General features: G+C 71.5%; 22 protein-coding genes. 7 read left to right on the top strand and 15 right to left on the bottom strand.

Annotation, left to right across the window (positions count from 1 at the left end):
* Window positions 1–18: 18 nt before the first annotated feature.
* Window positions 19–1,290: an MFS transporter gene (locus tag ACZ58V_RS04205; protein WP_468187391.1), complete on the bottom strand. Its 1,272-nt coding sequence runs from the start codon at window positions 1,288–1,290 to the stop codon at window positions 19–21.
* A 63-nt stretch (window positions 1,291–1,353) separates the two neighbouring features.
* Between ACZ58V_RS04205 and ACZ58V_RS04200 the strand changes: the two genes are divergently transcribed.
* The gene (locus tag ACZ58V_RS04200; RefSeq protein ID WP_471288231.1) at window positions 1,354–2,313 is read left to right on the top strand and encodes a LysR family transcriptional regulator; all 960 of its coding nucleotides are present in this window, start codon (window positions 1,354–1,356) and stop codon (window positions 2,311–2,313) included.
* 73 nt (window positions 2,314–2,386) lie between these two features.
* On the opposite strand, the gene ACZ58V_RS04195 is transcribed toward ACZ58V_RS04200, so the two are convergent.
* Window positions 2,387–3,148 (bottom strand): alpha/beta hydrolase, encoded by a 762-nt coding sequence (locus tag ACZ58V_RS04195; RefSeq protein ID WP_468187395.1) that lies wholly within the window; start codon window positions 3,146–3,148, stop codon window positions 2,387–2,389.
* A 123-nt stretch (window positions 3,149–3,271) separates the two neighbouring features.
* On the opposite strand from ACZ58V_RS04195, the gene ACZ58V_RS04190 reads away from it, so the two are divergent.
* Together ACZ58V_RS04190 and ACZ58V_RS04185 are read left to right on the top strand one after the other, a co-directional pair.
* Window positions 3,272–4,429: an adenosine deaminase gene (locus ACZ58V_RS04190; protein WP_468187397.1), complete on the top strand. Its 1,158-nt coding sequence runs from the start codon at window positions 3,272–3,274 to the stop codon at window positions 4,427–4,429.
* A gap of 142 nt (window positions 4,430–4,571) precedes the next feature.
* Entirely contained in the window at window positions 4,572–4,898 is a 327-nt protein-coding gene (locus ACZ58V_RS04185; protein WP_468187399.1) for an ATP-binding protein, read from the top strand.
* An 85-nt stretch (window positions 4,899–4,983) separates the two neighbouring features.
* Here the strand turns inward: ACZ58V_RS04185 and ACZ58V_RS04180 are convergent, their stop codons facing one another.
* The 5 genes from ACZ58V_RS04180 to afsQ1 form a co-directional block, all read right to left on the bottom strand.
* Window positions 4,984–5,196: a PspC domain-containing protein gene (locus tag ACZ58V_RS04180; protein ID WP_471288228.1), complete on the bottom strand. Its 213-nt coding sequence runs from the start codon at window positions 5,194–5,196 to the stop codon at window positions 4,984–4,986.
* A 63-nt stretch (window positions 5,197–5,259) separates the two neighbouring features.
* Entirely contained in the window at window positions 5,260–5,844 is a 585-nt protein-coding gene (locus ACZ58V_RS04175; RefSeq protein WP_468187401.1) for a VanZ family protein, read from the bottom strand.
* A 98-nt stretch (window positions 5,845–5,942) separates the two neighbouring features.
* The gene (locus ACZ58V_RS04170; protein ID WP_471288225.1) at window positions 5,943–6,563 is read right to left on the bottom strand and encodes a hypothetical protein; all 621 of its coding nucleotides are present in this window, start codon (window positions 6,561–6,563) and stop codon (window positions 5,943–5,945) included.
* Window positions 6,563–8,167, bottom strand: coding sequence for an ATP-binding protein (locus ACZ58V_RS04165; protein ID WP_468187405.1), 1,605 nt, complete (start codon window positions 8,165–8,167; stop codon window positions 6,563–6,565). The genes ACZ58V_RS04170 and ACZ58V_RS04165 overlap by 1 nt, the downstream gene beginning before the upstream one ends.
* A complete protein-coding gene (gene afsQ1, locus ACZ58V_RS04160; RefSeq protein ID WP_097219620.1) occupies window positions 8,164–8,841 on the bottom strand; it encodes a two-component system response regulator AfsQ1 in 678 nt (225 codons plus the stop codon). Before afsQ1 ends, ACZ58V_RS04165 begins: the two co-directional genes overlap by 4 nt.
* 237 nt (window positions 8,842–9,078) lie before the next feature.
* Here afsQ1 and ACZ58V_RS04155 point away from each other — a divergent pair, with 237 nt between their 5' ends.
* On the top strand, window positions 9,079–9,825 hold the full coding sequence (locus ACZ58V_RS04155) for a SigE family RNA polymerase sigma factor (RefSeq protein WP_468187408.1): 747 nt from the start codon (window positions 9,079–9,081) through the stop codon (window positions 9,823–9,825).
* A gap of 231 nt (window positions 9,826–10,056) precedes the next feature.
* On the opposite strand, the gene ACZ58V_RS04150 is transcribed toward ACZ58V_RS04155, so the two are convergent.
* Window positions 10,057–10,761, bottom strand: coding sequence for a uridine kinase family protein (locus ACZ58V_RS04150; RefSeq protein WP_468187410.1), 705 nt, complete (start codon window positions 10,759–10,761; stop codon window positions 10,057–10,059).
* Window positions 10,762–10,817: 56 nt separating this feature from the next.
* Between ACZ58V_RS04150 and ACZ58V_RS04145 the strand changes: the two genes are divergently transcribed.
* Window positions 10,818–11,213, top strand: a complete 396-nt coding sequence (locus tag ACZ58V_RS04145) for a hypothetical protein (RefSeq protein WP_471288220.1) — start codon at window positions 10,818–10,820, stop codon at window positions 11,211–11,213.
* A gap of 1 nt (window position 11,214) precedes the next feature.
* Here the strand turns inward: ACZ58V_RS04145 and ACZ58V_RS04140 are convergent, their stop codons facing one another.
* Window positions 11,215–12,738, bottom strand: coding sequence for an MDR family MFS transporter (locus ACZ58V_RS04140; protein ID WP_471288217.1), 1,524 nt, complete (start codon window positions 12,736–12,738; stop codon window positions 11,215–11,217).
* Window positions 12,735–13,331 carry an NADPH-dependent FMN reductase gene (locus ACZ58V_RS04135; RefSeq protein ID WP_471288215.1) on the bottom strand — a complete coding sequence of 199 codons (597 nt, stop codon included), beginning with the start codon at window positions 13,329–13,331 and terminating at the stop codon, window positions 12,735–12,737. The genes ACZ58V_RS04140 and ACZ58V_RS04135 overlap by 4 nt, the downstream gene beginning before the upstream one ends.
* 127 nt (window positions 13,332–13,458) lie before the next feature.
* Here ACZ58V_RS04135 and ACZ58V_RS04130 point away from each other — a divergent pair, with 127 nt between their 5' ends.
* Window positions 13,459–14,205, top strand: coding sequence for a TetR/AcrR family transcriptional regulator (locus tag ACZ58V_RS04130; protein ID WP_471288214.1), 747 nt, complete (start codon window positions 13,459–13,461; stop codon window positions 14,203–14,205).
* Between the two features lie 75 nt (window positions 14,206–14,280).
* Here the strand turns inward: ACZ58V_RS04130 and ACZ58V_RS04125 are convergent, their stop codons facing one another.
* The 3 genes from ACZ58V_RS04125 to deoC are packed head-to-tail and all read right to left on the bottom strand — an operon-like array spanning window position 14,281 to window position 17,572.
* Entirely contained in the window at window positions 14,281–15,165 is an 885-nt protein-coding gene (locus ACZ58V_RS04125) for an aldehyde dehydrogenase family protein (protein WP_471288211.1), read from the bottom strand.
* Window positions 15,158–16,597 carry an aldehyde dehydrogenase family protein gene (locus ACZ58V_RS04120; protein ID WP_471288209.1) on the bottom strand — a complete coding sequence of 480 codons (1,440 nt, stop codon included), beginning with the start codon at window positions 16,595–16,597 and terminating at the stop codon, window positions 15,158–15,160. Before ACZ58V_RS04120 ends, ACZ58V_RS04125 begins: the two co-directional genes overlap by 8 nt.
* Before the next feature lie 12 nt (window positions 16,598–16,609).
* Window positions 16,610–17,572, bottom strand: coding sequence for a deoxyribose-phosphate aldolase (gene deoC, locus ACZ58V_RS04115; RefSeq protein ID WP_468187424.1), 963 nt, complete (start codon window positions 17,570–17,572; stop codon window positions 16,610–16,612).
* A 202-nt stretch (window positions 17,573–17,774) separates the two neighbouring features.
* On the opposite strand from deoC, the gene ACZ58V_RS04110 reads away from it, so the two are divergent.
* Entirely contained in the window at window positions 17,775–18,476 is a 702-nt protein-coding gene (locus ACZ58V_RS04110; RefSeq protein ID WP_468187426.1) for a PH domain-containing protein, read from the top strand.
* A gap of 76 nt (window positions 18,477–18,552) precedes the next feature.
* Here the strand turns inward: ACZ58V_RS04110 and ACZ58V_RS04105 are convergent, their stop codons facing one another.
* Window positions 18,553–20,232 (bottom strand): phospho-sugar mutase, encoded by a 1,680-nt coding sequence (locus ACZ58V_RS04105; RefSeq protein WP_471288207.1) that lies wholly within the window; start codon window positions 20,230–20,232, stop codon window positions 18,553–18,555.
* A gap of 535 nt (window positions 20,233–20,767) precedes the next feature.
* Window positions 20,768–21,604, bottom strand: coding sequence for a purine-nucleoside phosphorylase (locus ACZ58V_RS04100; protein ID WP_468187430.1), 837 nt, complete (start codon window positions 21,602–21,604; stop codon window positions 20,768–20,770).
* Between the last annotated feature and the right edge of the window lie 14 nt (window positions 21,605–21,618).

Below are 21,618 nucleotides of genomic sequence, written 5' to 3'. Positions count from 1 at the left end.
AATGCTCCGGCGTACGACTCAGGCGGCCGTGGTCAGCCGCCGCTGCAGGCGAGCGGCCCGCGTCCCGAACACCGTGATCGTCACGACGCCGAGCACCGCCAGCAGTCCGACGCCGACCGTCCCGGCCCAGCCGCCCGCGTGGAAGGCGATCGCGCCGACCGTGCTGCCCGCGCTGGAGCCGATGTAGTACGCGGACTGGTACAGCGCCGAGGCCTGCGCGCGGCCGGTCGTGGCCGTCTTGCTGACCGCCGAGGAGGCCACCGCGTGGCCAGCGAAGAAGCCGCCGGTGATGAGGACCAGGCCCAGCAGGATCAGCGGCAGGGAGCCGGCGAGGGACAGCAGCAGGCCCGCGGCGGTCGTGCCGCCCGCCGCGTACAGCGCGCCCCGGCGGCCCATACGGCCCACCAGCCGGCCCGCGGTCGACGCCGACACCGTACCGACCAGGTACACCAGGAAGATCGAGCCGATGATGCCCTGGGGCAGCGAGAACGGGGCCTCGGTCAGGCGGTAGCCGATGACCGTGTACACGCCGCCGAACACCGTCATGAACAGCGCGCCGATCGCGTACAGCCGGCACAGCAGCGGGTTGGACAGGTGGTCACGGACCGTGCGGGCCAGCACACGCGGGCGCAGCGAGCCCGGCTTGAAGTGCTTGGGGGCGGGGATCAGTGCCCGGAAGGCCACCGCGCAGGCGACGGCGATCGCGCCGATGACACCGACGGCGACCCGCCAGCCCCACTCCTGCGCGACCCAGCCGGTGATGACCCGGCCGCTCATGCCGCCGACGCTGTTGCCCGCGACGAACAGCCCGATCGCGGTGATCAGCGCCTTGGGGCTGACCTCCTCCGCGAGGTACGCGGTCGCCGACGCGGGCAGTCCGGCCAGGGCCGCGCCCTGGAGCGCCCGCAGCACGACCAGCACGCCCAGCGACGGGGCGAAGGGCACCAGCAGACCGATCGTGACGGCCACGGCCAGCGACCCCGTCATGACCGCACGCCGTCCGTAACGCTCGGACAGGGCGCTCATCGGCAGCACGAACAGGGCCAGCCCGCCCGTCGCGGCGGCCACCGTCCAGCTCGCGTCGCTCGCCGCCACCCCGAACTCGCCGGAGATCAGCGGGAGCAGCGCCTGGGTGGAGTACAGCAGCGCGAAGGTCGCGACACCCGCGAGGAAGAGCGCGAGGCTCATCCGGCGGTAGCCGGGCCCGCCCGGCGACATACGGGAGTCGGAAGCAGGGACAGAGACATCGGCGCCCACGGTGGTGGACGCCCCGGTACTGGCGGGAGACATGCTTCGAAATTACGTACGCACCCACTGATCCGTCCAATGCATGGAACGGCGATAATCGTTCCCATGGTGCATCAATCCAGTTCAGCGGCTCGCCTGTCACCATCCGGTGACACAGAAGACATGGCAGAGATGTCGAAGGTGCTCGCCCCCCGCCTCGCCTACTTCGCCGGCGTCGCGCGCACCGAGCACGTCACCCGCGCCGCCCAGGAGATGAACGTCCCGCAGTCGACCCTCTCCCGGTCCATGGCCCGACTGGAGCAGGACCTTGGCGTCGACCTCTTCGCCCGCCACGGCCGTACGGTCTCCCTCACCCCGGCCGGGCGCACCTTCCTCACCTCCGTCGAGCGCGCCCTGGCCGAGGTCGAGCGCGCCGCCGAGGAGGTGCGGGCCGACGCCGACCCCTTCACCGGAAAGGTCGCCTTCGGCTTCCTGCACACCATGGGCGCCGAGACCGTCCCTGGCCTCCTCCAGGCCTTCCGCGCGGATCACCCCCGCGTCCGCTTCAGCCTGGTCCAGAACTACGGCGAGGCCATGCTCGAACGCCTCCGCGCCGGCGAACTCGACCTGTGCCTGACGTCCCCCGTCCCCGACGCCCCCGGCCTGGTGGCCCGCCGCCTCGACGAACAGAAACTCCGCCTGGTCGTCCCCGCCGACCACTCCCTCGCCACCCGCCGCCGCATCCGCCTCGCGGAAGCGGCCGACGAAACCTTCGTCACCCTCGAACCCGGCTACGGCCTGCGCCGCATCACCGACGACCTCTGCCAGGAGGCGGGCTTCAAGCCCCGCATCGCCTTCGAGGGAGAGGAGGCGGAAACCCTGCGAGGCCTGGTGGCGGCGGGCCTGGGAGTAGCCCTCCTGCCCCCACCGGCCGTCCCCCGCCCCGGGGTCGTGGAACTGACGGTCACGGCCCCCCGAGCAGTCCGCGAAATCGGCGTGGCCTGGCTGGAGGGCCACCCGGACACACCCCCGGTGGCAGCCTTCAAAAGGTTCCTGCTCTCAAGAAGAGGCAGCCTGCTGCCCTAGTCAGGGGCGCGGGGAACTGCGCGAGAACCACCCACAACCCGCACTCCGAAACTCACAGGCACCTCAAACGGCGCTACCGCCGCAACGAAGAACCAAATCCCGCGGCCAACGGCATCCTCAACCCCAACGGCGGCGGCGCGGCGAACGCATCCCGCACAGGCCGGGACACCGCCCGCCCGAACACCGCACCCATCACGAAGTCCTCGGCCAGCGCCAGCACTTCATCCCGGTACTGATGCAACCCGTGTCCATCCGCGTGCACTTCGAACCGGCACACATCCCGATTCGCCTTCTTCACCCGCGCCGCCAGCCGGAACGACAACTCGGGATCCGTCCGCTCGTCGTTCGTGCCGTGCACGATCAGCACCTGCCGCCCCACCAGCTGCTTCACCGGTTCGGGTGGCGCCGCCGCATCCTCCTCCGGCAGCCAGGGGGCCAGCGCCAGCACGGAGTTGACGGCCTCGTGCCCACCCGCCCGCAGCCCGGCCCGGCCGCCCATGCCGGTCCCCGCGAGGCAGACGGGCACGTCCCCGTAACGCCGTACGACCTCGTCGGCCGCCCAGGCGGCATCCGCCGCGAGATTGGCCTCGCCGCCGTTCCAGCCGCGGTAGCGGTAGTGCACCACGTGCGCGGCCAGACCCTCGTCCCGGCCCGCGCGGGCCAGCCGTCGCCCCAGGGCGCGTACGGAGGCGGTCGCCAGCATGGGCGACGGTCTGCGGCCGGAGATCTCGTCCCCACCCGGCAGCAGCAGCACCACGCCGCTCACCGCCGTCGGCTCCGGACCGAGTGTCCTGCCCAGCCGGGCCCTGCGAACCGGCGTCGCTTGGTGTGCCATGACAGAACAGTGTCAGAAGCGCGGGTGTATTCAACCCGTCCCCGGGGTCACCGTTACGTATCGACGAAAACGTAAAGGGGCCGAAGAGGCGCCATCTACGCGCGTAGGAGTTAGAGTGCGGAAATGACGAGCCAGACCATCGCGAACACCCCGACACCGGACCAGATCCGCCGGGCGCCCAAGGTTCTGCTGCACGACCACCTCGACGGCGGCCTGCGCCCCGCCACGATCGTCGAACTCGCCCGCGAGAACGCCTACACCCAGCTCCCCGAGACCGACCCGGAGAAGCTCGGCATCTGGTTCCGCGAGGCCGCCGACTCCGGTTCCCTGGAGCGGTACTTGGAGACCTTCTCCCACACCGTCGGCGTCATGCAGACCCGCGACGCCCTGGTCCGGGTCGCCGCCGAGTGCGCCGAGGACCTCGCCGAGGACGGCGTCGTCTACGCCGAGGTGCGCTACGCCCCCGAGCAGCACCTCGAGGGCGGGCTGAGTCTCGAAGAGGTGGTCGAGGCCGTCAACGAGGGCTTCCGGGAAGGGGAGCGGCGCGCCGGGGAGAACGGCCACCGCATCCGCGTCGGCGCCCTGCTCACCGCCATGCGGCACGCGGCCCGCGCCCTGGAGATCGCCGAACTCGCCAACCGCCACCGGGACCTGGGAGTGGTGGGGTTCGACATCGCCGGTGCCGAGGCCGGCTACCCGCCCACCCGGCACCTGGACGCCTTCGAGTACCTGAAGCGCGAGAACAACCACTTCACCATCCACGCCGGCGAGGCCTTCGGGCTGCCGTCCATCTGGCAGGCCCTCCAGTGGTGCGGCGCCGACCGGCTCGGGCACGGCGTGCGGATCATCGACGACATCCAGGTCCACGAGGACGGCCGGGTCGAACTCGGGCGGCTCGCCTCGTACGTCCGGGACAAGCGCATCCCGCTGGAGCTGTGCCCCAGCTCCAACCTCCAGACCGGGGCGGCGTCCTCTTATGCCGAACACCCCATCGGGCTGCTGCGCCGGCTGCATTTCCGCGCCACCGTAAATACGGACAATCGCCTCATGTCCCACACCAGTATGAGCCGGGAATTCGAGCACCTTGTCGAGGTGTTCGGTTACACGCTCGACGACATGCAGTGGTTCTCAGTCAATGCGATGAAATCAGCGTTCATTCCTTTCGATGAACGACTGGCCATGATCAATGACGTGATCAAGCCGGGATACGCCGAGCTGAAATCCGAATGGCTGTTCCGGCAGACCGCCTCCACCAGCGGCTCTGTGGATTCGGAGGGCTGATCCGGCGGGAAATGGCGCACAGGGAATGCGGACGGTGTTCACAAGCCGTCCGCATTTCGATGTTTGCGGCGGGCGGTGCCGCGTGATTACGGTCGCCGCACCGCTCACACACCCCGTCATCCCATTGCGAGGACGCGTTTTCATGAAGCAGTCTGCTGCCAAGTCCCTCGGTGTCGCCGCTCTCGGTGCCGCCTTCGCCGCCACCGGTGCGGGCGCCGCCAACGCCGCCCCGGCCGTCCCGGACGCCACCCAGGCGCTGGGGGGCGTCACCCAGGCGCTCCCGGCGGAGCAGCTCTCCCAGACGCTGCCGGCGGGCACGGGCGAGGCGGTGGGCCAGGGGCAGAGCCTGGCCGGCACCGGTCTGGCCGCCGCCCAGCCGGTCGCCGGGCAGCTGCTCGCCCAGGGCCCGAACGGCCCGGCCCCCAAGCTGCTCGGCGGGCTCCCGGTGAACGGCATTCCGCTCGCCTGACCCTCCCGCCCGTGCGGACGCACACGCCGATGGGGCGCACCCCTGGACACAGGGTGCGCCCCATCGGCGTTTCAGCGGCGGGCGGTCACCAGGCCGTCTGTGCCTTGTTCCGCACCTTGTCCTCCGAGGGCAGCAGGATCCACAGCGCGATGTACAGCAGGAACTGCGGGCCGGGCAGCAGGCAGGAGACCAGGAAGATCACCCGCATCGTCGTGGTGGAGGTGCCGAAGCGCCGTGCCAGCGCGGCGCACACTCCGCCGATCATGCGGCCGTGGGTGGGGCGGGCGAGGCGGGACATGTGCGGCTCCTTCAGCGTCGGTGTGCGAGGTCTCTCGTCCGAGTACCCCATCTGCACCCCACGCTACGGAGACGAAGGGGGCAAAGCGTCGCTCCACGGGGCGATCCCGACCCTGGGAATCGTCGGGGTCCGACCCTGAGCCTGCTCCTCCGGGGGGAGGGACGCCCGGGCCAGGGGCGCGGTGGAGCGGCGGCGCAGCCAGGAGCGGCCCGCGGGGACCAGCGCGAGGTGCGCGAGGGCCACGCCCGCGGTGTTCAGGAACAGCGAGTCGACATCCACGACCTGACCGGGCACGCCGGTCTGCAACAGCTCGATGCCCATCGACAGCAGCGCACCGGCCGCGACGGCGCGCAGCAGGGACGCCAGCGGCGAGACGACCAGCCTGCCGCTCACCATCGGCAGCAGCACGCCCAGCGGGGCGAGCAGGGCCAGCTTCTCGCCGATGTGCCGGGCGGCCTCGGGCCAGCCCAGGGCGAGATCGGCCCGGATCCCGGCGAACGGCCGCAGATTGGCGGGCATCACCCAGGGCACCTCCAAGGGCCGCAACGTGAACCAGGCGGCGAACGCGAGGTGTGCGACGAGGAGGACACCTCCTGTCACACGGATGCGGAACTCGGCGCTGCCGCCGATGGAGCCTTGACGCTGCACGCCCCCCTAGACGCGGCCTCCGGCAGGATCGGTTCCGGGATGCCCCCCGGGAGGCCTGTGAGGCGTGCGCCACAGCCCGGCGGAGACCGCCCGCAGCCTCACTCGCCGGCCACGTCCTTGGACGGCGGTTCCGTGCTGCCCGGGCGGGCCCGCACCTCGTCGGTGCACTCGTAGCGGCGCGGGGACTCGGGGCCGGGACCGCCGAGGACCACGGAGCCGTCGCCCTCGGCGGCGGCCGAGTCGGAGAAGGTGCAGACGATCTGGGCCAGGGCGTACGAGGTGAGGCTGTCCGGCGCGGTGCTCAGCCGCAGCGCGTCCTCCGGGTCGCCCTTCAAGGGCCCGCCCACGGTGATGCCGCCGCGTACGTCCGTGCTGTAGCCGGCCTCCTTCTCGGCGGGCGACGGGGTCTCGGCGAGCTGGTCCAGCAGGCCCTGTGCCACCAGCATGCGCCGCTCGGAGTCGGCCGCGCCGTCCGGGACCCGTACGGTCCGGTCGACGGTCACCAGCGAGGACCCGCACAGCAGGAACACCTGCACCGGCAGCCCCCGCGCGGCCTGCGTCGACACATCCGGCTCAGCCAGCGAACACTGCACCCGCGAGGGCGCGGGCCCGAAGTTCGTCGGCACCTCCGTGGCCCGGATCCCGCAACCGGCCAGCAGGACGGCGAGCACGGGCAGGCCGGCCAGCAGGGCCAGGGCTCGTGGACGTCGGCTGGTCATCAGGCATCCCCCTTCGAGTCCTCGGCCTGGCTCCGGTCGGCGTCCGGCCCGGGCTCCTCTTCGTCCTCGGCGGGCTGGTCCGCCGAGGCGGAGGTGCCGCGCGGGAGCCGCAGGGTGAACACCGCGCCCGAGTCGGCCGAGTTGGCCGCGGTGATCTCGCCACCGTGGATGTGGGCGTTCTCCAGGGCGATGGACAGGCCCAGGCCGCTGCCCTCGGAGCGCGGCCGGGACGCGCTGGCCTTGTAGAACCGGTCGAAGACATGCGGCAGCACGTCCTCGGGGATGCCGGGCCCGTGGTCCCGCACCTCGATGACGAGCGAGTCGTCGTCCGCGCGGACGACGACCCGCACCGGGGAGCCGCCGTGCTTGAGGGCGTTGCCGATGAGGTTGGCCAGGATGACGTCGAGGCGGCGCGGATCCAGGCGGGCGTGGATGCCGCGCTCGGCGTCCAGCTCGACCGCGTCCAGCCAGGCCCGGGCGTCGATGCACGCGGTGATCTGGTCGGCGATGTCGACGTCGTCCAGGACGAGCCGGGCGGTGCCCGCGTCGAAGCGGGTGACCTCCATCAGGTTCTCGACCAGGTCGTTCAGCCGCCGCGTCTCGCTGACCACCAGCCGCACGGCGGGCTCGATCATCGGGTCCATGCTCCCGGTCTCCGCCTCCAGCTCCTCCTCCAGCACCTCCGTCACGGCGGTGATGGCGGTCAGCGGCGTACGCAGCTCATGGCTCATGTCCGCGACGAACCGCCGGGACGCCTCGTCCCGCGCGGCCATGTCGGCGACCCGTTTCTCCAGCGCCTCGGCCGCGTTGTTGAACGTCCGGGACAGATCGGCGAGTTCGTCGGTGCCCGACACCCTGAGCCGGGTGTCCAGCTTGCCCTCGCCGAGCCGCCGCGCGGCCGTCCCGAGCCGCTGCACGGGCTTCAGCACCGTCGTCGCGGCGGCCTGCGCGAGCAGCGCCGAGCCGATCAGCGCGAGTCCCGTGGCGATACCCAGCGACCAGGCGAGCGAGTTCAGATCCTTCGCCTCCGGTTCCAGCGACTTGAGCATGTAGCCGGTCGGGCCGCCGCCGATCACCCGCGTCCCGGCCACGAGATACGGCGTGTCGTGGTCTATGACCCGCTGCCAGTACAGGTGGTACGGGTGCTTGTTGGCCCCGTCGACCTTCTGCGTCTTGTTCACCGCCGTGCGCAGCGAGGCCGGCACGTCCCGCAGCGAGAAGCCGCTCAGCCCGCCGGAGCTGCCGTAGACGGTCCTGCCGTCGGCGTCGCGGGCGACCAGCAGCACGCTGAAGCGCTGGTCGCTGCCCGCCATCTGGCCCGCGGTGTGCTGCAACTCGTCCTGCGTCGGCCGCCCGGGCAGCGCGCCCGCCCGGTTCTGCATCTCCTGCTCGAAGTCGCGCAGCACGGCGTCCTGGGTGCGGGTGAGGACGGCCTCGCGGTTGAGCCAGTACGCGATGCCGGACGCGGACACGGCGGCCGTCAGGGCCACCAGGCCGAAGACGACGACCAGCCTCAGCCGCAGGCTGGTGAAGCGCAGCCGCGACAGAACTCCCTTGCGCGCCCCGGTCCAGCCGCGGGCCCCCCCTTGGTGCGCCTGTGTCACTGAGGCGCGTCCAGCCGGTAGCCGACACCCCGCACGGTACGGATCAGCGTCGGGGACGACGGCACGTCCTCGACCTTGGCGCGCAGCCGCTGGACACAGGCGTCCACCAGCCGCGAGTCACCCAGGTAGTCGTGCTCCCACACCAGTCGCAGCAGCTGCTGCCGGGACAGCGCCTGCCCCGGCCGCCGGCTCAGCTCCAGCAGCAGCCGCAGCTCGGTCGGCGTGAGCTGGAGGTCCTCGCCGTTCTTGGTCACGGTCATCGCCGAGCGGTCGATGACGAGGCTGCCGAACGACGCCGCGTCGTTGGACTCCCGCTCGCCACGCCGCAGCACGGCCCGGATCCGGGCGTCGAGCACACGCCCCTGCACCGGTTTGACGACATAGTCGTCGGCGCCGGACTCCAGCCCGACGACCACGTCGATGTCGTCATTGCGCGCGGTCAGCAGGATGATCGGCAACTGGTCCGTGCGCCGGATGCGCCGGCACACCTCGAACCCGTCGATGCCGGGCAGCATCACATCCAGCACGATCAGATCCGGCCGCTGCTCGCGCAGCAGCTTCAGACCGTCCTCACCACTGGCAGCGGTCGCCACGCGGTGACCCTGGCGCGTCAGTGAGAGCTCCAGGGCCGTCCGGATGGCGTCGTCGTCCTCGATCAGCAACAGGGAAGGCACGGGCTCATTCTGGCCCATGAGGGGGGCGTGGTTCGACCTGTGGGCCGAGATCAGCGCCGCGCCTACCGCCGACACCTGTGTACGAGCCGTGCTCGTCCGGTGGCCGACCCCTGTGACAGGCCTGTGACAGTCGGCGGACACGGCGATGAAAGTGCCGAGGCAAGCTTCTCGGCACAGGCAAGGAAGCCCGCCCCACCGGCGGGCCGCACACCGGAAGTCCACGACGGGGGGCGCGAGATGAACACGCTGCACGGCATCAGCACCAGCGCAGTGATCACGCGTCTGCACGACGTGCACCGGGGTTCCGAGAAGTCCGGTGCCGTGAGCGGGCGGGGGTGCGCTCGCGGCACCGGGCGTCAGCACACCGGTTACATGACGGTGGTCGACGCACACACGGGGGATGGCAACAAGGCTCACGGGGGAGCCGCGTACAGGGAGGACTCGGGGGAGCGCCGCTCGCTGTCGGAGGCGGAGTTCACCGCCTACGTCCAGGAGCGCCGCGCCTCCCTGTACGCCACCGCCTACCACCTCACCGGGGACCGCTTCGAGGCCGAGGACCTGCTGCAGAGCGCGCTGTTCTCGACCTACCGGGCGTGGGACCGGATCAGTGACAAGGCGGCGGTCGGCGGATACCTCCGCCGCACCATGACCAACCTGCACATCAGCGCGTGGCGCCGCCGCAAGCTGAACGAATACCCGACCGAGGAACTGCCGGAGACCGCCGGTGACACGGACGCGATGCGCGGCACCGAGCTGCGCGCCGTCCTGTGGCAGGCGCTGGCCCGGCTGCCCGAACTCCAGCGGACGATGCTGGTCCTTCGTTACTACGAGGGCCGCACGGACCCGGAGATCGCGGAGATCCTCGACATCAGTGTCGGCACGGTGAAGTCCAGCATCTGGCGGTCGCTCCGCCGGCTGCGCGAGGACGAGGTCCTCAGCTTCGGCCGTGACGAGGAAGACGCCTTCGGCGAGCTCGTGGCCTGAAGGTTCGGGGGGGAGCACCACAAGGGGGCCCACGGGGGACTGCGGAGGCGCTGGGGGGCGTCTCCTCAGGAGAGTGGGGACACGGGGGGAACGAGGGGGAGGAAACGGGGGAGCACCCAGGGGGGAGCACCACGGGGGAACACAAGAGCGGGACTGGAGGGCCGGGGGGTCCGTCCAGTCCCGCTTTTTCCGTTCTTGCGTCCCGTGTTGTCCGTCTGACGTCGTCGCCGCTCAGGCCGCCGTACGGAGACTGGCGCACCGGCCCGCCGCGGCGGCCGCCAGCCGGCCCATCGCCTCGTCGCGGTCGCAGGCGTACGCGCCCAGCGCGGTCTGGCGGGCGACGATCGAGCGCTCCTGCCGCATCAGGCGCCAGCCGCGGCGCAGCAGGAACGGCACCGACTTGCGGCCCTCCTTCAGATCCCGCAGGAAACGGCGGCGGAACGTCTTCACCGGGCCGCGGCTCAGGCACAGCGCGTCGGCCAGGACGCCGAGTTCCCGGCAGCGCGTGACGATCTCCGCGGCGAAGATGCCCTCCGCGAGGAACAGCGGGGTCCGTCCGATCTCGACCGTCTCCTCTCCGGTGCGGGCGCTGAGCGAGAGGTCGTAGACGGGGACGGCCGTGCGGCCCGTGCGGCACAGCTGGGTGATCGCGGTGACGGCCGTGTCGGCGTCCCAGGAGTCCGGATGGTCCCAGTCGATGTCCGAACTCCCCTCCACCGAAGGCAGGGTCGGGTCGTCGCCCTCCTTGTAGAAGTCGTCGAGCCGCAGCACCGGAAGGCCGGAGCGGGCCGCGAGGAGGGACTTGCCGGAGCCGGAAGGGCCGCAGAGCAGCACGACTCGCGTCGGTATGGGCAGAGGGGAACTCACGGGACACCAGTGTGAGGCATCCATCGGGGGCCGTACGACCCCGCGGGTCGCCTTTGATGCGCGCGTCACATCTCAACTACCCTTCGTGTCGTTCCGATTACCCAAAGCGTCAAGAGGTGGCAGTGATGGCCCGACACGACTCATCCAAGAAGCCGACCGTCCAGCGTGCCCTGGCCGTCCTCGCGACCGCGGGAGTGGCGCTGGGGGCGGGGGCGGCGACGGCCGCGGCGGGCACCGGCTCGGTCCTGGACGTGGTCCACACCTCCCTGGGAAAGACCGACCCCCGGGCCGGCCTCCAGGCCGCGAGCGACACCCTCGCCTACGCCACCGGCACGGTCACGGGCCTCAAGCCCAATCCCCTCGCCGGTACGGGAGTCGACCCGCTCGACAACAGCGTCGGCACCGAGGTCGCCGACTTCAAGCCGATGGCTTCCCGGGAGGTGACGGGGCCGGTGGCTCAGGCGCCGTCGGTCGGGGGGATTCCGGTGGTGGAGCAGGTGACCGCGCCGCTCTCGCGGTAACTCAGCGGCCCCGCAGCGGGACCTCCCGGACCAGCCAGGACACCGCGAACGCCACGGCGCACAGGAGGGCCGTGCCGAGCGCGACACCGTGCAGTCCGTCCACCACGCCCGCCCGGAAGGCGTCACGGACCGGCTCCGGCAGGTCCCGCAGCGCCTCGGGGGTCAGCTCACCGCCCGTCAGCCGGGCGCCCTCGGTGCCGAGCCGGTCCGTGACCTCGGCCGTGAGCCGGCCGGTGTAGACGGAGCCGAGGACCGCGACGCCGAGCGAGCCGCCGATGGTGCGCAGCAATGTCTGGGTGCCGCTGGCCGCGCCCATGTCGCGTGGTTCCGCGCTGTTCATCGTGATGAGCATCGTCGGCTGCATCAGACAGCCGATGCCCACGCCCAGCACCAGCGTCAGGCCGGAGGCGACCGGCGCCGTCGTGGTCGTGCCGAGCGTCAGCAGGGCCAGCGCCCCCGCCGCGGCCAGCGCGCCGCCCGCGATGGGGTAGCCCCGGTAACGCCCGCCGTCGCCGACCCGCCGGCCGATGACGAGCTGGGCGGCGATCATGCCCAGCATCAGCGGAAGCAGCAGCAGTCCGCTCTCGGTGGACGACATGTCCCGGACGAACTGCAGGTACTGGGGCAGATAGCTCGCCGCCGCCAGCATGGCCGCGCCCGTGACGAAGCTGAGCACCTGCGCCACCGAGAAGTTGCGGTCGCGGAACAGCCGGGGCGGGATCACCGGTTCCGGGGCACGCCGCTCGACCCGTACGAAGGCGGCCAGCGCGACCGCGGAGACCAGGGCGAGCCCGAGGATCTGCGGCGAGGACCAGGCGTACGTCGTCCCGGCCCAGCTCGCGAGGAGGGTCAGGGCGAGGATCGCGCCGGCCAGCAGCCCGGCTCCGGCCAGGTCGATCCGGGCCTTGACCCGGGGGGCCCGCAGCCGCACCCCGAAGCCGATCAGGGCGAGCGCCACCGCGCCGACCGGGACGTTGACGTAGAACACCCAGCGCCAGTCGAGCTGGTCGGTGAGGAAGCCGCCGACCAGTGGTCCGCCGATCATCGCGGCGGGCAGCAGCACCCCGATCAGCGACTGGGCCCGCCCGGCCTCCGCCGGGGTGAGCAGGGTGCCGATGAGGGCGAGCGCGCCTACGAAGAGGCCGCCCGCGCCGATGCCCTGAAAGGCCCGGAAGGCGATCAACTGCCCCATGTCCTGGGCGAGTCCGCAGAGCACGGAACCGGCGAGGAACACGGTGATGGAGGTGAGGTAGCTGCCCTTGTGGCCGTAGAGGTCGCCGAGCTTCCCCCAGATCGGGGTGGAGACGGCGGTGGTGAGCAGATAGGCCGTGATCACCCAGGACAGGTGGTCGAGGCCGCCCAGGTCGCCGACGATGGTGGGCAGTGCGGTGCCCACGACGGTTCCGTCGAGCGTGGCGAGCACGATGCCGAGCAGCAGGCCGAGGACGACGAGCCGGGAGGGCGGGGCGTCCGGCCGGGCCGGATGTGCCGTGCTCGCGGGCGAGGCCGTGGTCTCCCCGGTCATGCGACGTAGTCGCGGACGGACTTGGCGTCCCGCAGGGCGTGGCCCCACCAGGCGAGCTGGTCGAGCAGGGCCTTCGCGGCCGTGTCGGCGGCGGGTTCCGTGCAGGTGCCGTCCTCGTCGAAGCGGCTCCAGGCGTTGTGGAAGCTGACGGTGTTGCGGATGGTCGTGGCGTTCACCTCGGCCATGACGACCCGCAGCTGCTCCACCGCGCGCAGGCCGCCGGACAGGCCGCCGTAGGAGACGAAGCCGACCGGCTTGCCGTGCCATTCCTCGCCGTGCCAGTCGATCGCGTTCTTCAGGGACGCCGGGAAGCTGTGGTTGTACTCGGGTGTGACGAGGACGAAGGCGTCGGCCGCCCCGAGCCGGGGTGACACGAGGGCCAGCTGCTCCTCGGCGCCGGGCGGCGGCTGTCGGCCGAAGGCGGGGAACACCGTCGGCAGTGGCGTCTGAGCGAGGTCCACGACATCGGCGCGCAGGTCGTCGCGCTGGTCGAGGTGGCCGGTCAGCCACTTCGTCACGACCGGCGCGAAGCGTCCCTCCCGGGTCGAGCCGACGAGGACGGCGACGCGGAGCGGTTCGGCGGTGGCGGGCATGGGTCTCCCCCTGGGTTCGTGCGGCGTTGTGTACGGCGTATCTTTCGTGCGTACAACGTACACAGTGATGTGTACGTCGTCTACTGGAGATACGCTGTACACGACTTTCGACCGGGAGGAGCGGACCATGGCGGTCGCGAAGAAGAAGGAGGGCGAGGAGAGCGGGGCGGAGGCGCCCTCCCTCTGGGAGCGCGTGGAGCGGCCCGCCCCGGCTCCTCGCACCTCACTGACCCTGGAGCGGATCGCCGCCGCCGCGGTCGAGATCGCCGACGAGGAGGGCGGCGCGGCCGTCACCATGCGCCGTCTCGCCACGAAGCTCGGCGTCGCGCCCATGGCCGCCTACCGGCACGTCAACGGCAAGGACGACCTCTGGGCGCTCATGATCGACCGGGTGTCCCGGGAGCTGACCGTGCCGGACGGGGCGACGGACTGGCGGGACGTGCTGCGCTCCTACGCCCTCCAGACACGGGAGCTGATGCTCGCCCACCCGTGGATGGCCGTCATGCCCACGCCGGTGATCACGCTGACGCCGTCGCGCATGGGCGTGGCGGAGCGGCAGTTGGCCGCGCTCGCCGTCTGCGGCCTGGACGCCGACTCGGTGATGGCCGCCTTCCGGGCCGTCTCCTCCTTCGTGCACGGGGCCGCCCAGTCCGAGATCGCCGTGCGGGAGTACCAGGAACGCCACGGCTGGACCAGCGGCGACGAGACCCGCCAGGCGCTCGCCCCGCAGATGGTCTACCTGATGAGCACGGGCCGCTATCCGACGTACGAGCAGTACGCCCTCAGCGCGGCCCGCAAGGACGACCGGGCCTGGGAGTTCGAGTTCGGGCTCGACTGCGTGCTGGACGGCATCGCGCGGCGCCTCGGGATCTGAGCGAGGCCGCCTACGGAGAAGCCCCGGCCCTCCTGGACGGAGGAGGGCCGGGGCTTCCGTACCGGAAGAGTGCGTCTAGTACGAGGAACCCGACGCGCCCAGTGACCCCGTGGGGTGCCAGACCGTTTTCGTCTCCAGGAACGCCGTCATGCGGTCGGTGCCCGGGGTCTCCGTGTAATCCACAGGCTGTGGACGCAGGACGCGCTTGAGGTTGTCGGCCGCCGCGATCTCCAGTTCCTTCGCGAGGACCTCGTCGGCGCCCGCGAGGTCGATCGCGTTGACGTCCTGGTGGGAGGCGAGCGGGGTCGCGATCTCCGCCGTGCGGCCCGAGAGGACGTTGACCACGCCGCCGGGGACGTCCGAGGTGGCCAGCACCTCGGCCAGGGACAGGGCGGGGAGAGGGGACTTCTCGCTCGCCACCACGATCGCCGTGTTGCCGGTCGCGATCACCGGGGCGAGGACCGACACCAGGCCCAGGAAGGACGACTCCTGGGGCGCCAGGACCGCGACCACGCCCGTCGGCTCGGGGGAGGACAGGTTGAAGTACGGGCCCGCCACCGGGTTGCCGCCGCCGATCACCTGGGCGATCTTGTCGGTCCAGCCCGCGTACCAGACCCAGCGGTCGATCGTCGCGTCCACGACCGCCGCCGCCTTGGACTTCGACAGGCCCTCCGCGTCGGCCACCTCACGGGTGAACTGGTCGCGGCGGCCCTCCAGCATCTCGGCGACGCGGTACAGGACCTGGCCGCGGTTGTACGCCGTCGCGCCGGACCAGGCGCGGAACGCCTTGCGGGCCGCGACGACGGCGTCACGGGCGTCCTTGCGCGAGGACAGGGGCGCGTTCGCCAGCCACTTGCCCTTCGAGTCGCTCACCTCGTACACCCGGCCGCTCTCGGAACGCGGGAACTTCCCGCCGACGTACAGCTTGTAGGTCTTCAGGACGTTGAGCCGATCAGACATCGAGGTACGCCTCCAGGCCGTGGCGGCCGCCCTCGCGGCCGAAGCCCGACTCCTTGTATCCGCCGAAGGGCGAGGTGGGGTCGAACTTGTTGAACGTGTTGGACCAGACGACACCCGCGCGGAGCTTGTTCGCGACCGCCAGGATGCGCGAGCCCTTCTCCGTCCAGATGCCGGCGGAGAGGCCGTACTGCGTGTTGTTGGCCTTGGCGACCGCCTCGTCCGGCGTACGGAAGGTCAGGACCGACAGCACCGGGCCGAAGATCTCGTCGCGGGCGATCCGGTGCGCCTGGGTGACGTTCGTGAAGAGCGTCGGGGCGAACCAGTAGCCGCTCTCCGGAAGTTCGCAGGCCGGCGACCAGCGCTCGGCGCCCTCCGCCTCGCCCTGCTCTACGAGGGAGGTGATGCGGGTCAGCTGCTCCTCGGAGTTGATCGCTCCGATGTCGGTGTTCTTGTCGAGCGGGTCGCCGAGGCGGAGCGTCGACAGGCGGCGCTTGAGGGAATCGAGCAGCTCGTCCTGGATCGACTCCTGGACCAGGAGGCGGCTGCCGGCGCAGCAGACCTGGCCCTGGTTGAAGAAGATGCCGTTCACGATGCCCTCGACGGCCTGGTCGATCGGGGCGTCGTCGAAGACGATGTTGGCGCCCTTGCCGCCCAGTTCCAGCGTGAGCTTCTTGCGGGTGCCGGCGACCGTGCGCGCGATCTCCTTGCCGACGGCCGTGGAGCCGGTGAAGGCCACCTTGTTCACGTCGGGGTGGGCCACCAGCGCGGCGCCCGTGTCGCCGTAGCCGGGGAGGATGTTGACGACACCCTTGGGGAGACCGGCCTGGCGGCAGATGTCCGCGAAGAAGAGCGCCGAGAGGGGGGTCGTCTCGGCGGGCTTGAGGACGACCGTGTTGCCCGTCGCGAGTGCCGGGGCGATCTTCCACGCCAGCATCAGGAGCGGGAAGTTCCAGGGGATGACCTGGCCCGCCACTCCGAGCGGCTTCGGGTTCGCGCCGTAGCCGGCGTGGTCGAGCTTGTCGGCCCAGCCCGCGTAGTAGAAGAAGTGCGCGGCGACCAGGGGGAGGTCGGCGTCGCGCGTCTCCTTGATCGGCTTGCCGTTGTCGAGGGTCTCGAGGACGGCCAGCTCGCGGGAGCGCTCCTGGATGATGCGGGCGATGCGGAAGAGGTACTTCGCGCGCTCCGCGCCCGGGAGGGCCGACCACTTCTCGAAGGCCTTGCGGGCGGCCTGGACGGCGCGGTCCACGTCCGCCTCGCCCGCCTGGGCGATCTCGGAGAGGACCTCTTCGGAGGAGGGGCTGACCGTCTTGAAGACCTTGCCGTCGGCCGCGTCGGTGAACTCACCGTCGATGAACAGGCCGTACGAGGGCGCGATGTCGACGACCGCGCGGGACTCGGGGGCCGGGGCGTATGCGAATGCCACGTTTTCCATGCTCATGGGGTCTCAGTCCACCGTCACGTAGTCGGGGCCGGAGTAGCGGCCGGTGGCCAGCTTCTGGCGCTGCATCAGGAGGTCGTTCAGCAGCGAGGAGGCGCCGAAGCGGAACCAGTGGTTGTCCAGCCAGTCGTCGCCCGCGGTCTCGTTGACCAGGACGAGGAACTTGATGGCGTCCTTGGTGGTGCGGATGCCGCCGGCCGGCTTCACGCCGACCTGGATACCGGTCTGGGCGCGGAAGTCGCGGACGGCCTCCAGCATGAGGAGGGTGTTGGCCGGGGTGGCGTTCACCGCGACCTTGCCGGTGGAGGTCTTGATGAAGTCCGCGCCCGCCAGCATCCCGAGCCAGCTCGCGCGGCGGATGTTGTCGTACGTCGACAGCTCGCCCGTCTCGAAGATGACCTTCAGGCGCGCTGACGTGCCGCAGGCCTCGCGGACGGCGGTGATCTCGTCGTACACCTTCAGATACCGGCCCGCGAGGAACGCGCCGCGGTCGATGACCATGTCGATCTCGTCGGCGCCCGCGGCGACGGCCTCGCGGACGTCGGCCAGCTTGATGGTGAGCGGGGCGCGGCCCGCCGGGAACGACGTGGCGACGGAGGCGACCTTCACGTCGGAGCCGGCGACGGCCTCCTTGGCCACGGCCACCATGTCGGGGTAGACGCAGACCGCTGCCGTGCTGGGCGTCGAACGGTCCGTCGGGTCGGGCTTGACCGCCTTGGCGCCGAGCGCCCGGACCTTGCCCGGGGTGTCCGCGCCTTCCAGCGTCGTCAGGTCGACCATCGAGATGGCGAGGTCGATGGCGTACGCCTTCGCTGTCGTCTTGATCGAGCGCGTACCGAGGGAGGCCGCACGTCCCTCGAGCCCGACCGCGTCGACGCCGGGGAGCCCGTGGAGGAAGTGGCGCAGCGCGCTGTCGGACGCGGTGACGTCCTTGAGGGGGTGAGCTGCGGTGAGTGCAGAACTGGGCATGGTCACCAGACGAGCATATCTACGCGCGTAGCGGCTGTACAGCCCCGGGGTTGTCTTGGGCGGGGGTGGGGGGTGGGGGCGAGGGCGGGGAGGAGTGGGGGGTGGGGTGGGGCGAGTAGCGGTGGTTTGGGCTTTGAGCGGGGGCCGAGGCATGAGCTGGGGTGCCGGGGGTGGGGGTGTCGGCGTCCGGCAGAATCGAGGCATGACGAGTCCCGAGTCCCAGTCGCCCGCGCCGCAGCCGGAGCCCGAGTCCAAGGACCGGGTCTACCGGTCGGCCCCGGCCATCGCCGGCGGTGTGCTGCTGCTCGCCATCGCCGGGTGGCTCGGCATCGACGCGCTCGTGTCGGGGGAGGGACGTACGCAGTGGCTGGCGCTCGCGCTGCTGCTGTTCGGCGTGCCGCTCGTCGTCGCCTTCACCCTGCGGCCCGCCGTGTACGCGGGCGACGACCGGCTGCGGATCCGCAACCCCTTCCGCGTCATCGTGCTGCCCTGGGGGCAGGTCGCCACGCTGAAGTCCGCCTACTCGAACGAGATCCTCACCGAGTCCGGCGCCAAGTACCAGCTGTGGGCCGTCCCCGTGTCGCTGCGCGCCCGCAAGAAGGCGGCGCGGCATGAGATGCGGGCGACCGCGCAGGCGCGGCGGGCCATGGGGCGGGACGAGGGGCGTGGCAGCGCTCTCGGGATGCGTGCGGGGCAGGGCCTCGGTGGTGGCCGTGGTCCGGAGTCCGAGGGGTCCGCGCGTGCGGAGACCGACCGGATCATGGATGAGCTGCGGGGGCTGCATGAGGCGCGGCACCGGGCGGAGACGGCGCAGGGTGAGGTGACCGTGCGGTGGGCCTATGAGGTGGTGGGGCCGGCGGTTGCCGGGGCGGTGCTCGTCGCGATTCTGCTGGCCGTGGCGTAGGGAACAGGGGTTGTGCCGGGGTGCCCCTGGGAGGGGCACCCCTCTTCTTGTGTGGTCAGATGCCGGTTCTACGTAGTCAGATGCCGGCTGCTTTCGACAGGTCGCGCTTGATCGACTCCAGTAGCGTCGTCGCCTTCGCGCGGGCCGTGGGGAGGTCGCTGTGTGAGGCGACCGGGATCACGACCTCCAGGTAGCACTTCAGCTTCGGCTCCGTGCCGCTGGGGCGGACGATCACCCGGGCGCCGTCCAGCGTGTAGCGCAGGCCGTCGGTGGGCGGGAGGGTTTCCGTGCCCTGGGTGAGATCGTCGGTGCGGGTGATGGGGAGGCCGGCGAGTTCGGTCGGGGGCTGTTCGCGCAGGCGGTTCATCGCGGCGGCGATGAGGGAGAGGTCCTCGACGCGGACCGACAGCTGGTCCGTGGCGTGCAGGCCGTGTTCCACGGCCAGGTCGTCGAGGAGGTCGAGGAGGGTGCGGCCTTCCGACTTGAGCCGCGACGCCAGTTCCGTGATCAGGAGCGCGGCGGTGATGCCGTCCTTGTCGCGTACGCCGTCGGGGTCTACGCAGTAGCCCAGGGCCTCCTCGTAGCCGTAGCGCAGGCCCTCGGCGCGGGCGATCCACTTGAAGCCGGTGAGGGTTTCGACGTGGGGGAGGCCCGCCTTCTCGGCGATACGGCCGAGGAGGGAGGACGAGACGATCGACTCCGCGAACGTGCCGGTTGCTCCGCGGTGGACCAGGTGGGCGGCCAGGAGGGCGCCGACCTCGTCGCCGCGGAGCATGCGCCAGTCGGTGTCGGTGTCGGTGTCGGTGTCGGCGGCGGTGTCGTTGCCGTTTCCGTCGCCGTCTCGTACTGCGACGGCGCAGCGGTCCGCGTCCGGGTCGTTGGCGATGATCAGGTCGGGGGTGGTTTCGCGGGCCTTGGCGAACGCCAGGTCCATCGCGCCGGGTTCCTCCGGGTTGGGGAACGCGACGGTCGGGAAGTCCGGGTCGGGGTCGGCCTGTTCCGTGACGAGGGTCGGGGGCGGGAAGCCTGCGCGGGCGAAGGCCGCGAGGAGGACGTCCTTGCCTACGCCGTGCATCGCCGTGTACACCGTGCGGGCCGTGCGGGGGGAACCCTTGGCCAGGACGGCGTCGGTGCGGGTGAGGTAGGCGTCGAGGACGCTGTCGTCGAGGGTGTCCCAGCCGTGGGTGGGGCGGGGGACGGTGGTGAGGGACTGGATGGCGGCGATCTCTGCCGCGATGTCGATGTCGGCTGGGGGGACGATCTGGGAGCCGTCGCCCAGGTAGACCTTGTAGCCGTTGTCGCGGGGTGGGTTGTGGCTGGCGGTGACCTCTACGCCGGCGACCGCGCCGAGGTGCCGTATGGCGAAGGCGAGGACGGGGGTGGGGAGGGGTCGGGGGAGGACTGCGGCGCGGAGGCCGGCGCCGGTCATGACGGCGGCGGTGTCCAGGGCGAAGTCGATTGACTTGTGGCGGGCGTCGTAGCCGATGACGACTAGGCCGTTGTCGTGGCCCTGCTTCTTGAGGTACGCGGCGAGGCCCGCGGCGGCGCGGATGACGACCGAGCGGTTCATGCGCATGGGGCCGGCGCCGAGTTCGCCTCGGAGGCCGGCGGTGCCGAACTGGAGGGTGCCGGTGAAGCGGGCGGCGAGTTCGGTGTGGTCCTGGGCGTCGATGAGGCGGGCGAGCTCGGTGCGGGTGTCCGGGTCGGGGTCCTCGGTGAGCCACGCCTGGGCCTGTGCGATGAGTTCGTCGTGCACGGTCGGGTCTCAGCCTCTCGGTTGTCGGGGGCGCGCGCGATGCCTGCGGCGGCCTGTTGGGCTTTGGTGGGGGTGCGCGTCGCGCCTATGCGCCGGGTGTGGGTCGGGGCCGTGTCGGGGGGTGTCCGTCCTCGGAACGGCGCGATGGGGTCGGATACCAACTAACTGTCCGTTGACGCGCCAACCGCTGCGGGCGGACACCCCCCGACACGTCCCCTCCTGTGATCCGGCGGCTGCGGGCGCGTCGTGGCTTGCGCCTCCGGCCTGCCGCTTGGCTGCGGGCTGCGCTCGGCTTGGCTGCCGCCTGCCGCCTGCCGCCTGCCGCCTGCCGCCTGCCGCCTGCCGGCGCAGGACCCCGCTTGGCTGCGGGCATGCGTGCCTCCCCCGGTGCCTTAAGGGGCTGGGAGGTGCCCCCAGGGCGGCACGGGTGGGCGGTGGGGGTACCCCCGCTCGAGCGGAGCCGAGAGTGGGGGAGGCACCCCGTTCCGCCGGGCCGCGGGCCCGCCGGCCCCAGCACCGATGCCGGGTGTGGGGCTTAGAGCCGGCCCAGTACCTGTGCCAGCAGGGAACCCATCCTCGTCGCCGAGTCCCGGCCCGCCTGCAGTACCTCTTCGTGGTTCAGCGGCTCTCCGGTCATACCAGCCGCCAGGTTCGTCACGAGGGAGATGCCGAGAACCTCCGCACCCGCCTCCCGCGCGGCGATCGCCTCGAGGACCGTCGACATGCCCACCAGGTCCGCGCCGATGACGCGGGCCATGCGGATCTCGGCCGGAGTCTCGTAGTGCGGGCCGGGGAACTGGGCGTAGACGCCCTCCTCCAGGGTGGGGTCGACCTCCTTGCACAGGGCGCGCAGGCGCGGGGAGTAGAGGTCGGTGAGGTCGACGAAGTTGGCGCCGATGATGGGGGAGGTGGCCGTGAGGTTGATGTGGTCGCTGATCAGGACCGGCTGGCCGGGGCGCATGCCCTCGCGCAGGCCGCCGCAGCCGTTGGTGAGGACGATCGTCTTGCAGCCGGCCGCGACGGCGGTGCGGACTCCGTGGGAGACGGCGGCGACGCCGCGGCCCTCGTAGTAGTGCGTGCGGCCGAGGAAGACCAGGGCGCGCTTGTCGCCGATCTTGTACGAGCGGATCTTGCCTCCGTGGCCCTCGACCGCCGGGGGCGGGAAGCCGGGCAGCTCGGTGACCTGGAACTCGGCCTCGGGGTCGCCCAGGGCGTCCACGGCCGGAGCCCAGCCGGAGCCCATCACGAGGGCGACGTCGTGGGTCTCGGCGCCCGTCAGTTCGCGCAGGCGGGCCGCGGCGGCGTCGGCGGCGGCCCTGGGATCGATCGGGGCGGCGCCCTGGATGTCGTCCGGAAGAAGAGATGCGTTCACGCCGACGAGGGTAG

Source organism: Streptomyces sp. NPDC040589 (genome assembly GCF_055594445.1).
The sequence above is the reverse complement of the archived record's forward strand: the minus strand, read 5'-3'. Positions and strand labels throughout refer to the sequence as shown.

Coding starts and splice junctions, on each gene's coding strand:
- ACZ58V_RS04205 (WP_468187391.1), bottom strand. CDS start 1,290: ATGTCTCCCGCCAGTACCGGGGCGTCCACCACCGTGGGCGCCGATGTC.
- ACZ58V_RS04200 (WP_471288231.1), top strand. CDS start 1,354: ATGGTGCATCAATCCAGTTCAGCGGCTCGCCTGTCACCATCCGGTGAC.
- ACZ58V_RS04195 (WP_468187395.1), bottom strand. CDS start 3,148: ATGGCACACCAAGCGACGCCGGTTCGCAGGGCCCGGCTGGGCAGGACA.
- ACZ58V_RS04190 (WP_468187397.1), top strand. CDS start 3,272: ATGACGAGCCAGACCATCGCGAACACCCCGACACCGGACCAGATCCGC.
- ACZ58V_RS04185 (WP_468187399.1), top strand. CDS start 4,572: ATGAAGCAGTCTGCTGCCAAGTCCCTCGGTGTCGCCGCTCTCGGTGCC.
- ACZ58V_RS04180 (WP_471288228.1), bottom strand. CDS start 5,196: ATGTCCCGCCTCGCCCGCCCCACCCACGGCCGCATGATCGGCGGAGTG.
- ACZ58V_RS04170 (WP_471288225.1), bottom strand. CDS start 6,563: ATGACCAGCCGACGTCCACGAGCCCTGGCCCTGCTGGCCGGCCTGCCC.
- ACZ58V_RS04155 (WP_468187408.1), top strand. CDS start 9,079: ATGAACACGCTGCACGGCATCAGCACCAGCGCAGTGATCACGCGTCTG.
- ACZ58V_RS04145 (WP_471288220.1), top strand. CDS start 10,818: ATGGCCCGACACGACTCATCCAAGAAGCCGACCGTCCAGCGTGCCCTG.
- ACZ58V_RS04140 (WP_471288217.1), bottom strand. CDS start 12,738: ATGACCGGGGAGACCACGGCCTCGCCCGCGAGCACGGCACATCCGGCC.
- ACZ58V_RS04135 (WP_471288215.1), bottom strand. CDS start 13,331: ATGCCCGCCACCGCCGAACCGCTCCGCGTCGCCGTCCTCGTCGGCTCG.
- ACZ58V_RS04130 (WP_471288214.1), top strand. CDS start 13,459: ATGGCGGTCGCGAAGAAGAAGGAGGGCGAGGAGAGCGGGGCGGAGGCG.
- ACZ58V_RS04125 (WP_471288211.1), bottom strand. CDS start 15,165: ATGTCTGATCGGCTCAACGTCCTGAAGACCTACAAGCTGTACGTCGGC.
- ACZ58V_RS04120 (WP_471288209.1), bottom strand. CDS start 16,597: ATGGAAAACGTGGCATTCGCATACGCCCCGGCCCCCGAGTCCCGCGCG.
- deoC (WP_468187424.1), bottom strand. CDS start 17,572: ATGCCCAGTTCTGCACTCACCGCAGCTCACCCCCTCAAGGACGTCACC.
- ACZ58V_RS04110 (WP_468187426.1), top strand. CDS start 17,775: ATGACGAGTCCCGAGTCCCAGTCGCCCGCGCCGCAGCCGGAGCCCGAG.